This window comes from Rhodococcus sp. KB6, assembly GCF_001445685.1.
Taxonomy (GTDB): domain Bacteria; phylum Actinomycetota; class Actinomycetes; order Mycobacteriales; family Mycobacteriaceae; genus Rhodococcus_F; species Rhodococcus_F qingshengii.
Genome location: NZ_LNAK01000102.1, coordinates 93,250 through 105,578, shown reverse-complemented (window position 1 = coordinate 105,578; position 12,329 = coordinate 93,250). Strand labels below are relative to the sequence as shown.

Sequence of the window (12,329 nt, the reverse complement as noted above, 5' to 3'; positions counted from 1 at the left end):
CGATCAGGCTTGTTCGATGTCCTGGTGAGCCTTCGCGAGCATGATGTAGCCGGCGCCGTTGGCGGTGATACCGGCCTTTTCACCTTCGGAGAGTTCACGTTTGACTTTGGCGGGCACGCCGGCGACCAGTGATCCAGGTGGGATTTGCATCCCCTGAGACACGACGGCGCCGGCTGCAATCAGTGACCCCGAGCCGATGTGTGCGCCGTTGAGCACCACGGCACCCATGCCGACGAGAACGTCGTCTTCGACGGTGCACCCGTGCAGCACTGCGTTGTGGCCGACCGAGATTCGTTCGCCCAGCACTGCGGGGAACGTCGGGTCGGCGTGCACGGTGCAGTTGTCCTGAATGTTGGTGTCAGCGCCGATGGAGATCGATTCTGCGTCGCCGCGGATAACCGCGCCGTACCAGATGCTGGCTCCCGCAGCGATGGTCACCGCGCCGACAACGGTGGCGTTGGGTGCGATGAACGCACTTTCGTCGATCTGCGGGGTGTTACCGAGAACGGTGGCGATGATCGGGTTGGTCATGGTTCTCCTGTGCGTTGGAATGACGTGCTCTGACGGTACCTGGACTACTTCGCTGTGGGTTTTCGATTCATGACGACTGTGCCGACGCCCGCGGTCACCACCAGTGCGATGGCCACGAGTGTGAACGTGTCGAGCGTTTGCCCGATCACGAGGACTCCGGCCAGTGCGGCCGCTGCGGGTTCGAGGGCGATGAGGACGGCAAAGACTTTCTTGGCTAGAGAGCGCAGCGCCCACATTTCCAAGCTGTACGGGATGACGGACGAGAGGACGGCGACGGCTGCGCCTGCGGCGAGCATCGTCGGATCCAGCAGTTCACTTCCTCCCGAGACGACGCCGAAGGGCAGCGTCAATACGGCCGCGACGATGCTTGCGCCTGCCAACCCGTCGGCGCTCGGGAGCGTCGCGGCCAGGTGGGAACCGGCCACGATGTATCCGGCCCACGCAGTAGCGGCGATCAACGCGAACATCACCCCGATCGGGTCCAAGCCGGATTCGCCGTGATCGCCCAACCCGAGCAGCAACACTCCGCCGAAGGCGAGCAGCACCCATGCTCCGTCGGCCCACCGACGAGACAGAACTGCGGCCAGGGTGAGCGGTCCGAGGAACTCGATGGTGACGGCCGTTCCGATGGGCACCGTGTCGAGGGCGAGGTAGAAGGCGCCGTTCATCACGGCGAGGGCGATGCCCAGCGCGAAGATGCCTTTGCGCTGCCGGTTCGACCATCTGCTCCATCGCGGGCGGACGATGACGCCGAGGATGATCGCGGCGATCGTCAGCCGCAGCGTCGTGGCTCCGGCCGGCCCGATCTGCGAGAACAGTGTCGTCGCGAATGCCGCTCCGAACTGGAGCGACAGTATCGACGTGAGGACTGCTCCGACCGGCAGTAGCTGACTGCCGGCCTTCATTCTCCGGTGAACTCGGGACTTCGACGCTCGAGCATCGCGGCGACGGCTTCGTGGTGATCTCGGGTGTGGTGGGCGATCGACTGCATGGCGGCGGAGAGTTCGAGCAAGCTCTCGAGGCTCTGGTGCTGGCCCTCGCGGAGGAGCTTTTTGGTCATGCGGAGTACCTGCGGGGGATTGGCGGCTACTCGAGCTGCCAAAGCGTGCGCAGCGGAAAGCAATTCCTCGGGCTCGGTCACCTGCGAGACCAGACCCCAGTCGAGTGCTCTCGCAGCATCGATCGGTTCACCGGTGAACGCCATCTCGGCCGCGCGGGCGTTGCCGATCGCGCGGGGGAGCAGCCACGCTCCGCCGTCGCCGGGGATGAGTCCTACCTTGACGAAACTCTCGGCGAAGACTGCGGCGGTCGAGGCGATGCGGAGGTCGCACATGAGTGAGAGGTCGCAGCCTGCTCCGATGGCCGGGCCGTTGACCGCCGCGATGGTCGGCACCTCACACGTGTACAGCGCGAGCGGGATGCGTTGGATGCCGTGCCGGTAGCCCCGGCGGATCTCGCCGGGTGCGCCACCGAACATGCCCTCCTTGTCTCGCATGTGCTTGACGTTGCCGCCGGAGGAGAAGGCCGATCCGGCCCCCGTCAGAATGACCGTGCGCACACTCTGATCTCGGTTGACCGCGGTGACTGCGTCTTCGAGGGCCTCGATCATGTCGATCTCGGAGATCGCATTGCGGGTGTCCGGGCGATTGAGGGTCCACGTGACCACATCGCCGGTTCGCGAGATCAGTACGGCGTCGCTCATGGGTGCTCCTGGTTGTCGATGGCAGTTGAGCTCAGTCTCTCACCACAGGATTTCGCAATAACAATCATTCGTGCTTGATTTTTATGGATGTGAGTGTGATGCTGGTCGCATGGCCGAACTTCAGACGTTCATCGATGACTTGCGGGCCGAAGGCGAGAGCCTCGACGCCCTGGTTGCGGATCTGCCCGAGGAGAAGTGGGCGACAATGACGCCTGCGGAAGGGTGGACCATCGCACATCAGATCGGGCACCTGCACTGGACGGACAGTGCAGCGATCCTGGCGATCACCGACCCGGACGGGTTCGCGGAGCAGTTGAAGGCGGCGTTCGTGAACCCGGCAGGGTTTGTCGACGACGGTGCTGCCGAACAGGCGGCCCGCCAGCCGGCGGAGTTGCTCGCCGATTGGCGAGCGGGGCGCACCGCTCTCGTCGAGGCGCTCACCGCCGCCCCGGCCGGAACCAAGTTCCCCTGGTACGGCCCGCCCATGGGCGGTGTCTCCATGGCTACCGCGCGACTGATGGAGACGTGGGCGCACGGGCAGGACGTTGCCGACGCACTCGGCGTCGAACGCGCTCCGACGGCGCGCATCAAGAACATCGCTCACCTGGGTGTGCGGACGCGAAACTTCGCGTACTCGGTCAACGAGAAGACGCCGCCCGCCGACGATTTCCGGGTTGAGTTGACCGCGCCGGACGGGTCGCTCTGGACCTGGGGGCCGGAAGATGCGCCGCAGAAGGTCACCGGGCCGGCGTTGGACTTCTGCTTGCTGGTCACCCAGCGTGCCAATCGCGCCGATCTCGATCTGGTCGCCGTGGGTGCCGATGCGGACGAGTGGCTCGGGTTCGCGCAGGCCTTTGCCGGACCCAGCGGTGAGGGACGAGCCGCCGTCGGATCCAGCGGTGAGGGACGAGCATCGAAGGTGGGCAAATGAGTTCGGTACGGATTGGTAACTGCTCCGGGTTCTACGGCGACCGCGTCTCGGCGATGCGCGAGATGCTCGAGGGCGGCGAACTCGACTACCTGACCGGCGACTACCTGGCCGAACTGACGATGTTGATCCTCGGGCGGGATCGGATGAAGGACCCGTCGCTCGGCTACGCGAAGACGTTCCTGCGGCAGGTGGAGGACACGCTCGGCCTTGCGCTCGACAAGGGGGTGAAGATCGTCGCGAATGCAGGCGGTCTCAATCCCGCCGGACTGGCCGACGCGTTGCGCGAGGTCAACACCAAGCTGGGGTTGAACGCGAAGATCGCCCACGTCGAGGGCGACGATTTGATCTCTCGGGCAGACGAACTCGGACTCGGCTCCCCACTGACGGCCAATGCGTACCTCGGCGCCTGGGGCATCGTCGAAGCATTGTCGGCCGACGCCGATGTCGTGGTCACCGGACGGGTCACCGATGCGTCGGTGATCGTCGGTCCGGCCGCTCACCATTTCGGTTGGAAGCGAGATGATTTCGATCAGCTTGCCGGTGCTGTCGCGGCGGGCCACGTCATCGAGTGCGGAACCCAGGCCACCGGCGGCAACTACGCGTTCTTCACAGAGATTCCCAATCTGGGCCGGCCTGGCTTCCCGATCGCCGAGATCAACGCGGACGGAACCTCGGTCATCACCAAGCACGCCGGAACGGACGGCGAGGTGAGCGTCGGCACGGTGACGGCGCAGCTGCTGTACGAGATCACCGGTGGACGCTATGCAGGCCCGGACGTGACGACCCGCATCGACAACGCAGTGCTCACCCAGGAAGGCCCGGACCGGGTGTTGATCAGCGGCGTCACGGGCGAGGCTCCGCCGCCGCAGTACAAGGTCTCCCTGAACACGCTGGCCGGGTTCCGTAACGAGGCCACCTTCATCCTCACGGGTCTCGACATCGAGGCCAAGGCCGATCTGGCGAAGACTCAGCTCGAATCCTGGCTGACGAAGAAGCCCGCCGAACTGGTCTGGACTCTCGCTCGCACGGATCATCCGGATTCCGACACCGAGGAAACCGCGAGTGCGTTGCTGCGCTGCGTGGTTCGCGATTCCGACCCCAAGGTGATCGGTCGCCCTTTCTCCGCGGTTGCGGTGGAAATGGCACTTGCCAGCTACCCCGGCTTCTCGCTGACGGCTCCGCCGAGCAACGGCCAACCGTACGGAGTGTTCACCCCCGGCTACGTCGACGCGGGATCGGTGCCGCACGTGGCCGTACTGCCGGACGGCACGCGCGTGGACATCGCTCCGTCCACGTTGACGCAGGACCTCGAACCCGTCGGCGAACCGGAGCGTCCGGAGCCGTTGCCGCCACAGACGTCGCTTTCAGTACCACTCGGCACGATCGCCGGTGCCCGTAGCGGCGACAAGGGCGGAAATGCCAACGTCGGCGTCTGGGTTCGCACGGACGATCAGTGGAAGTGGTTGGCGCACACACTGACCGTCGAGATGCTCAAGGAACTGCTACCGGAAGCAGCAGACCTGAACGTCACTCGCTACCAGCTTCCGCACCTTCGTGCCGTCAACTTCGTGATCGAGGGAATTCTCGGTCAGGGTGTCGCCTCGCAGGCGCGGTTCGATCCGCAGGCCAAGGGAATTGGTGAATGGCTGCGTTCGCGCCACATCGACATCCCGATTTCGCTACTCCCCGTAACTGACGAGAAAGAGGATTCACGGTGACCGTGTGGACCACACCGGAAAGGCTTGCGCTTCGCGAGACCGTACGCGGATTCGTGAACCAGGAGATTCTGCCGCATCTGACGCAGTGGGAGCGAGACGGCGAGATTCCGCGCGAATTGCACCGCAAGGCAGGCGCTCTCGGACTCCTCGGGGCCAGCGCACCCGAATCGGCCGGTGGTGAGGGCGGCGACGCCGTCGACTCCATCGTGATCTGTGAGGAGATGCATCAGGCAGGTGCGTCGGGCGGGCTGTTCGCATCGCTCTTCACCTGCGGCATCGCGGTGCCGCACCTGATCGCGGCCGGCGACGAGGCGCAGATCGAGAAGTGGGTCAAGCCGACCCTGCGCGGCGACAAGATCGGCTCGCTCGCCATCACCGAGCCCGGCGGAGGCAGCGACGTCGGGCACCTGACAACTACAGCCAAGCGCGACGGCGATCATTACGTCGTGAACGGCGCCAAGACGTTCATCACCTCCGGCGTTCGAGCGGACTTCGTCGTTACAGCGGTGCGCACCGGTGGTCCCGGCGCGGGTGGTGTATCACTGCTCGTGATCGAGAAGGGCACACCGGGATTCACCGTCTCGCGCAAACTCGAGAAGATGGGCTGGCGCGCATCCGATACCGCGGAACTCTCCTTTGTCGACGCCCGGGTTCCGGTGGAGAATCTGGTCGGTGCAGAGAACAGCGGCTTCGCGCAGATCGCCCAGGCATTTGTCTCCGAGCGGGTAGCGCTCGCCGCGCAGGCGTATGCCAGTGCAGAACGTTGCCTGGAGCTGACGCTCGAATGGTGCCGCGCCCGTGAGACTTTCGGTCGCCCCCTGATCAGTCGGCAGGCCGTCCAGAACACCGTCACCGAGATGGCCCGCAAGATCGACGTCGCAAAGGTGTACACGCACTCGGTGATCGAGCGGTACATGGCCGGTGACGGCGATCTGATCGCCGAGGTGTGCTTTGCGAAGAACACGGCAGTCGAGACGGGCGAATGGGTTGCGAACCAAGCTGTTCAGCTGTTCGGCGGCCTCGGATACATGCAGGAAAGCGAAGTGGAGAGGCAGTACCGGGACATGCGAATTCTGGGAATCGGTGGCGGAACCACCGAAATCCTCACCGGCCTCGCGGCCAAGCGATTGGGGTATCAGTCATGAGTGTCATCCGGTCAACACTGGACACCAATTCCGAGGTGTACAAGACCGCAACTTCGACCATGAACACCAAGCTCGCCGAGATCGAGGTCGAGCACGCCAAGGCGTTGGCGGGTGGCGGCGAGAAGTACACCGAGCGGCACCACAAGCGGGGAAAGCTCCTGGCACGCGAGCGGATCGAACTCCTGCTCGATCAGGATTCACCGTTCCTCGAACTGTGTCCCCTCGCTGCGTGGGGGAGTGACTTCCCGGTCGGCGCCAGCACCGTGGTCGGTATCGGCGTCGTCGAAGGTGTCGAATGCCTGATCGTCGCCAACGATCCCACCGTGCGCGGCGGCACCAGCAACCCGTGGACGCTGCGTAAGGGTTTCCGCGCCAACGACATCGCCATGCAGAACCGACTCCCGGTGATCTCCCTCGTAGAGTCCGGCGGCGCAGACTTGCCGACGCAGAAAGAGGTGTTCATCCCGGGCGGGCGTATGTTCCGTGACCTCACTCAGCTGTCCGCAGCCGGAATCCCCACCATTGCACTGGTCTTCGGTAACTCGACGGCCGGCGGTGCGTACATCCCGGGCATGTCCGACCACGTCGTGATGATCAAGGAACGCTCCAAGGTGTTCCTCGCAGGCCCGCCGCTGGTCAAGATGGCCACCGGTGAGGAATCCGACGACGAGGCACTCGGCGGCGCCGAAATGCACGCTCGCAAGTCCGGGTTGGCCGACTACTTCGCCGCCGACGAGCAGGACGCGATCCGCATCGGGCGCTCGATCGTCAAGCGGCTCAACTGGACCAAGAAGGGGCCGGCGCCGCGCGCGGAGATCATCGAACCGCTCGAGGATCCGGAAGAGTTGCTCGGCATCGTTCCGGCCGACCTGAAGATCCCGTTCGATCCGCGTGAGGTCATCGCCCGTATCGTCGACGGTTCCGACTTCGACGAGTTCAAGCCGCTCTACGGTTCCTCCCTCGTGACCGGGTGGGCAGAGCTCAACGGCTACCCGATCGGCATCCTGGCGAACGCACGTGGAGTGCTCTTCAGTGAGGAATCACAGAAGGCCACGCAGTTCATCCAGCTCGCCAATCGTTCCAACACGCCGTTGCTGTTCCTGCACAACACCACCGGCTACATGGTGGGTAAGGAATACGAGGAGGGCGGCATGATCAAGCACGGATCGATGATGATCAATGCGGTTGCCAACTCCAAAGTTCCGCACATCTCGATCCTGCTCGGAGCGTCGTACGGCGCCGGTCACTACGGCATGTGCGGACGGGCGTTCGATCCGCGATTCCTCTTTGCCTGGCCCAGTTCCAAGTCCGCCGTCATGGGCGGTGCGCAGCTCGCCGGCGTCATCTCCATCGTGGGACGCGCTGCTGCCGAGGCGCGCGGCCAGGTCTTCGACGAGCAGGCCGACGCCGGCATGCGCGCGATGATCGAGAACCAGATCGAGGCCGAGTCACTTCCGATGTTCCTGTCGGGTCGTCTGTACGACGACGGCGTCATCGATCCCCGAGACACCCGCACCGTGGTGGGAATGTGCCTGTCGGCCATCGCCACCGCCCCGATCGAAGGCACCGAGAACTTCGGCGTCTTCCGTATGTGAGGCACGCCGTGACAATCACTTCAGTACTGGTCGCCAATCGTGGCGAAATCGCCCGCCGTGTCTTTGCAACCTGCCGCAAGAACGGAATCGGCACGGTCGCGGTATTTTCCGACGCAGATGCCGACAGCCCGCACGTCGCCGAAGCCGATGCTTCGGTTCGCCTGCCGGGTAACACGCCTGCCGAGACCTACTTGCGGGGTGAGCTCGTCATCGCCGCAGCCAAGGCTTCGGGCGCCGACGCGATTCACCCCGGATACGGATTCCTCTCCGAGAACGCGGAGTTCGCGCGCAGCGTCATCGACGCGGGACTGACGTGGATCGGCCCGCCCGTCGAATCCATCGAGCTCATGGGGTCGAAGGTCGAGTCCAAGAAGATCATGGACGCCGCCGGAGTGCCGGTGCTCTCCGAACTCGATCCCGCCGCGGTGACCGAGGCTCATCTGCCGGTGCTGATCAAGGCGTCGGCGGGCGGCGGCGGACGCGGAATGCGTGTCGTTCGTGAATTGTCGGCGCTGGACGGCGAACTGGAAGCGGCGCGGCGTGAGGCGCAGTCCGCTTTCGGCGACCCGACAGTCTTCTGTGAGCGTTACCTCGAGACCGGTCGGCACATCGAGGTTCAGGTCATGGCCGACCGCCACGGTGCGGTGTGGGCGGTGGGGGAGCGCGAGTGCTCGATCCAGCGTCGGCATCAGAAGGTGGTCGAAGAGGCCCCGTCGCCGCTCGTGCAACGCATCCCCGCCATGCGCGACAAGCTGTTCGACGCCTCGCGGCTCGCCGCCAACGCCATCGGTTACGAGGGGGCAGGAACCGTTGAATTCCTGGCTGACGAAAAAGGCGACTTCTTCTTCCTCGAAATGAACACGCGTTTGCAGGTGGAGCATCCGGTCACCGAGTGCACCACTGGACTCGATCTGGTGGAACTGCAATTGCAGGTCGCTTCAGGTGAAGCACTTCCGGACGATCAGCCGGAGATCCGTGGGCATTCGATCGAAGTGCGCCTGTACGCCGAGGACCCCGCCAAGAACTGGCAGCCGCAGAGCGGAACCGTCCACCACATCGAGTTGCCCGGTGACCCGCAAGAATTCAGTGTTCTGCGTGAGCAGGGCGTTCGCCTCGACTCCGGCGTCGTTGACGGCAGTGTTGTCGGCGTCCACTACGACCCGATGTTGGCCAAGGTCATCTCGTACGCGCCGACGCGGACCGCAGCTGCCCGGCTGCTCGCATCGACGCTGGCGCGCACCAGGATTCACGGGCTGCGCACCAACCGCGACCTGCTCGTCAACGTCCTGGCCCACCCCGCCTTCATTGCCGGAGACACCGACACTGCCTTCTTCGAGACTCACGACCTCGAGAAGCTGTCTACGCCCTTGGCCGATACCGCCGCCGAAAGACTCTCGGCGCTGGCGGCGGCACTTGCCGATGCCGCGCACAACCGGGCGTCGGCCCGCGTCATCGGCCGCTTGCCCAGCGGGTGGCGCAACCTCCCGTCGCAGCCGCAGAGCAAGAGCTACTCCACTGCGTCGGGCGAGTACGACGTCCGCTACTCCCTGAGCCGAAGCGGCGTGCTGAGTGCAGAAGGCTTCGACGACGTGCGCCTGGTATCGGCAACTGCGACCCGGGTAGTGCTCGAGCAGAGCGGAGTACAGCGCTCGTTCGACGTTGCGGCCTACGGGAGTGAGATTTTTGTCGACTCCTCGCTCGGACCCGTCGCGTTGACGGCAGCACCGCGCTTCGTGGATCCGTCGGCAGAAGTCGCCGCCGGTTCGTTGCTCGCTCCGATGCCGGGATCGGTCATCCGCCTCGGTGCCGCACTCGGTGACACCGTCACCGCCGGCCAGCCGATTCTGTGGCTGGAGGCCATGAAGATGGAACACACTGTCACCGCGCCGACTGCCGGTGTCCTGGTGGAACTTCCGGTCGCCGTCGGCCAGCAGGTCGAGGTCGGATCGGTACTCGCACGTGTGGAAGAACCCGCTACAGAAGAGGAAGCATGATGAGTTTCATCGAAACCGAAGAGCAGAAGGAACTGCGGGCATCCGTTTCCAAACTGGGTGAGCGCTTCAACTACGTCGACTACGTGCTGCCCAAGGCGCGAAAGGGGGAGCCGCTCACCGAATTGTGGAACGAGGCGGGCAAACTCGGATTCCTGGGCGTCAACCTGCCGGAGGAATACGGCGGCGGCGGTGCAGGCATCTACGAACTCGCGCTGGTGCAGGAGGAATTGGCGGCGCAGGGTGCCGGTCTGCTCCTGGTTGTCGTATCCCCGGCCATCTGCGGCACCATCATCGGCAAGTACGGCACGGCGGAGCAGAAGCAGCAGTGGCTACCCAGCCTCGCCGACGGCTCCAAGATCATGGCGTTCGGAATCACCGAGGCCGACGCTGGTTCCAACTCTCATCAGATCACCACGACGGCACGCAGGGATGGCGACGACTGGATCCTGAGCGGCAACAAGATCTACATCTCGGGTGTCGATCAGGCTGACGCGGTCCTCGTCGTTGCGCGGACCGAGGACTCCAAGACGGGCAAGCTCAAGCCCGCTCTGTTCATCGTCCCCACGGATTCTCCCGGATTCGTGAAGACGCAGATGGAGATGGACATCATCGAACCGGACCACCAGTTCATCCTCTTCCTCGACGACGTCCGTCTGCCGGCCGACGCTCTGGTCGGCGAAGCCGATGCCGCCTTGATGCAGTTGTTCGCCGGCCTCAACCCCGAGCGTATCCTGGGTGCGTCGATGGCCATCGGCATGGGCCGTTACGCCCTGAACGCCGCAGTGAAGTTCGCCAACGAGCGCACGGTGTGGAAGACGCCGATCGGTGCGCACCAAGGTATTTCGCATCCACTCGCGCAGGTGAAGATCGAACTCGAGCTCGCCAAGCTGATGATGCAGAAGGCCGCGGTGCTCTACGACAGCGGTGACGATTTCGGTGCTGCCGAAGCCGCGAACATGGCAAAGTACGCCGCTGCCGAGGCCAGCATCAAGGCACTCGATCAGGCGATCCAGACGCATGGCGGCGCAGGACTGACGAAGGAATACGGACTGGCCGCCATGCTCGGTGCGGCACGTATCGCCCGCGTCGCGCCGGTGAGCCGCGAGATGATCCTCAACTTCGTCTCACAGCATTCCCTCGGTCTGCCACGGTCCTACTAGGAAGAGGCGACTCATGACGGATCAGGACAAGCCATACGTACGGTACGAAGTATCGGGCGGTGCTGCCACGATCACTCTCGACTCACCCCACAACCGCAACGCGATTTCGACGCGGTTGGTCACGGAGTTGCAGGCTGGGTTGACGGCGGCTGCCGCCGATCCGGCAGTTCGAGCGGTGGTACTCACCCACACCGGTGGAACATTCTGTGCGGGAGCCGATCTCAGTGAGGCCTCCGGTTCGTCCGCATCACCGGAGGACGCCGTCAAGGAGCGAGGACGGGGGATGCTGACACTCTTGCGCAGCATTCTCGAGCTTCCCAAGCCGGTGATCGGGCGGATCGACGGTCACGTCCGGGCCGGAGGCATGGGTCTTGTCGGGGCGTGCGACATCGTCGTCGCCGGACCGGCGAGCACCTTCGCGGTGACGGAATCACGGTTGGGTTTGGCAGCGTCCATCATCTCGCTCACGGTCCTACCGAGGCTCGACCAGCGATCTGCGAGCCGCTATCTGCTCACCGGCGAGAAGTTCGGCCAGCACGAGGCCGAATCCATCGGACTCGTCACCTCCGCGTCGCAGGACACGGAGGAGTCGATCACCGAACTGCTCGGCACCCTGCGCCAATGTTCACCGCAGGGACTTGCCGAATCGAAGTGGATCACGACGCGTTCGGTCCTTGCTGGATTCGACCGGGACGGCGAGGAGATGATCGCGCAGTCGGCTCGGCTGTTTTCCTCCGACGAGGCTCGTGAGGGCATGATGTCTTTCTTGCAGAAGCGTCCAGCGGCCTGGGCGCAGTAGAAACTGCGCAGCTGGGACACAGAAGCGCTGGAACACAGAAGTAGAAGGGATGGCGGCGCGATGACTCGAGAGCCCAAGCAGGACCGAAGTCGAGTCACGCGCTCCCACCTGCTCGAAGTGACTGTGGAGTGTCTCGCCGAACTCGGGTGGAGCGCAACGACGATGAGCGTCGTCGCGCAGCGTGCCGGGGTGTCCAGAGGCGCGATGCAGCATCACTTCCCGACCCGCGAGGACCTCATCACCGCGGCGCTCGAGGTGATGTTCGACGCCCGGATGGATCAGGCACGAAAGGAATCGACCGACCTTCCGGTGGGTGCCGGACGAACCGAGGCGATCATTTCGCGGTTGGTGGAGTACTACACCGGGACTCTGTTCAAAGCAGCACTGCAGGTGTGGACGGCCGCTGCCTCCGACCCCGACCTGCGTGCCCGCGTACTGCCCCTCGAGGAACGATTCGGGCGCATCGCGCACCGCATGGCCGTCGAGAGTCTGGGTGTCGACGACTCCGACCCGGTGACGCACCGCTTGGTACAGGCGACCCTGGACCTGGCCCGCGGGCTGGGGCTGGCTGATGTCTTGACAGACGACTCGCGCCGACGCACCGAGGTGGTCAAACAGTGGGCGGCGCAATTGGATTCCACACTTGTTCGGGTACCGGTGGCAACTCCCTGAATCGGTAGCGGCGGGGCCGGCGCCGGTGCTCTCGACGCGCACGTGGCGTGTGTCGGGGGCCACCGAGAAGTACAGTCGGCTC

11 protein-coding genes are annotated in these 12,329 nt (G+C 64.6%); 8 read left to right on the top strand and 3 right to left on the bottom strand.

Features of this window, described 5'->3' with window-relative positions; translation table 11 throughout:
• Nucleotides 1-3: 3 nt before the first annotated feature.
• The 3 genes from ASU23_RS14090 to ASU23_RS14080 are packed head-to-tail and all read right to left on the bottom strand — an operon-like array spanning nucleotide 4 to nucleotide 2,233.
• Nucleotides 4-531, bottom strand: coding sequence for a gamma carbonic anhydrase family protein (locus ASU23_RS14090; protein ID WP_003941993.1), 528 nt, complete (start codon nucleotides 529-531; stop codon nucleotides 4-6).
• Nucleotides 532-575: 44 nt separating this feature from the next.
• Nucleotides 576-1,436, bottom strand: a complete 861-nt coding sequence (locus tag ASU23_RS14085; RefSeq protein ID WP_058038136.1) for a DMT family transporter — start codon at nucleotides 1,434-1,436, stop codon at nucleotides 576-578.
• A complete protein-coding gene (locus ASU23_RS14080; protein WP_058038135.1) occupies nucleotides 1,433-2,233 on the bottom strand; it encodes a crotonase/enoyl-CoA hydratase family protein in 801 nt (266 codons plus the stop codon). The genes ASU23_RS14085 and ASU23_RS14080 overlap by 4 nt, the downstream gene beginning before the upstream one ends.
• Before the next feature lie 109 nt (nucleotides 2,234-2,342).
• Here ASU23_RS14080 and ASU23_RS14075 point away from each other — a divergent pair, with 109 nt between their 5' ends.
• From ASU23_RS14075 to ASU23_RS14040, 8 genes are read left to right on the top strand one after another with little or no spacing between them, the layout of a single operon-like run.
• Complete coding sequence (locus tag ASU23_RS14075) at nucleotides 2,343-3,164, top strand: TIGR03084 family metal-binding protein (protein WP_003941918.1); 822 nt, start codon at nucleotides 2,343-2,345, stop codon at nucleotides 3,162-3,164.
• Nucleotides 3,161-4,882: an acyclic terpene utilization AtuA family protein gene (locus ASU23_RS14070; protein WP_047268913.1), complete on the top strand. Its 1,722-nt coding sequence runs from the start codon at nucleotides 3,161-3,163 to the stop codon at nucleotides 4,880-4,882. The genes ASU23_RS14075 and ASU23_RS14070 overlap by 4 nt, the downstream gene beginning before the upstream one ends.
• Nucleotides 4,879-6,027: an acyl-CoA dehydrogenase family protein gene (locus ASU23_RS14065; RefSeq protein WP_007728404.1), complete on the top strand. Its 1,149-nt coding sequence runs from the start codon at nucleotides 4,879-4,881 to the stop codon at nucleotides 6,025-6,027. Before ASU23_RS14070 ends, ASU23_RS14065 begins: the two co-directional genes overlap by 4 nt.
• Nucleotides 6,024-7,622, top strand: coding sequence for an acyl-CoA carboxylase subunit beta (locus ASU23_RS14060; RefSeq protein ID WP_003941989.1), 1,599 nt, complete (start codon nucleotides 6,024-6,026; stop codon nucleotides 7,620-7,622). Before ASU23_RS14065 ends, ASU23_RS14060 begins: the two co-directional genes overlap by 4 nt.
• 8 nt (nucleotides 7,623-7,630) lie before the next feature.
• Nucleotides 7,631-9,616 carry a biotin carboxylase N-terminal domain-containing protein gene (locus ASU23_RS14055; RefSeq protein ID WP_058038175.1) on the top strand — a complete coding sequence of 662 codons (1,986 nt, stop codon included), beginning with the start codon at nucleotides 7,631-7,633 and terminating at the stop codon, nucleotides 9,614-9,616.
• Nucleotides 9,616-10,776 carry an acyl-CoA dehydrogenase family protein gene (locus ASU23_RS14050; RefSeq protein ID WP_003942033.1) on the top strand — a complete coding sequence of 387 codons (1,161 nt, stop codon included), beginning with the start codon at nucleotides 9,616-9,618 and terminating at the stop codon, nucleotides 10,774-10,776. The genes ASU23_RS14055 and ASU23_RS14050 overlap by 1 nt, the downstream gene beginning before the upstream one ends.
• Before the next feature lie 13 nt (nucleotides 10,777-10,789).
• Entirely contained in the window at nucleotides 10,790-11,575 is a 786-nt protein-coding gene (locus tag ASU23_RS14045; RefSeq protein WP_058038134.1) for an enoyl-CoA hydratase family protein, read from the top strand.
• Between the two features lie 60 nt (nucleotides 11,576-11,635).
• Nucleotides 11,636-12,247, top strand: a complete 612-nt coding sequence (locus ASU23_RS14040) for a TetR/AcrR family transcriptional regulator (protein WP_003942008.1) — start codon at nucleotides 11,636-11,638, stop codon at nucleotides 12,245-12,247.
• Nucleotides 12,248-12,329 lie beyond the last annotated feature (82 nt).

Coding starts and splice junctions, on each gene's coding strand:
- ASU23_RS14090 (WP_003941993.1), bottom strand. CDS start 531: ATGACCAACCCGATCATCGCCACCGTTCTCGGTAACACCCCGCAGATC.
- ASU23_RS14085 (WP_058038136.1), bottom strand. CDS start 1,436: ATGAAGGCCGGCAGTCAGCTACTGCCGGTCGGAGCAGTCCTCACGTCG.
- ASU23_RS14080 (WP_058038135.1), bottom strand. CDS start 2,233: ATGAGCGACGCCGTACTGATCTCGCGAACCGGCGATGTGGTCACGTGG.
- ASU23_RS14075 (WP_003941918.1), top strand. CDS start 2,343: ATGGCCGAACTTCAGACGTTCATCGATGACTTGCGGGCCGAAGGCGAG.
- ASU23_RS14070 (WP_047268913.1), top strand. CDS start 3,161: ATGAGTTCGGTACGGATTGGTAACTGCTCCGGGTTCTACGGCGACCGC.
- ASU23_RS14060 (WP_003941989.1), top strand. CDS start 6,024: ATGAGTGTCATCCGGTCAACACTGGACACCAATTCCGAGGTGTACAAG.
- ASU23_RS14050 (WP_003942033.1), top strand. CDS start 9,616: ATGAGTTTCATCGAAACCGAAGAGCAGAAGGAACTGCGGGCATCCGTT.
- ASU23_RS14045 (WP_058038134.1), top strand. CDS start 10,790: ATGACGGATCAGGACAAGCCATACGTACGGTACGAAGTATCGGGCGGT.
- ASU23_RS14040 (WP_003942008.1), top strand. CDS start 11,636: ATGACTCGAGAGCCCAAGCAGGACCGAAGTCGAGTCACGCGCTCCCAC.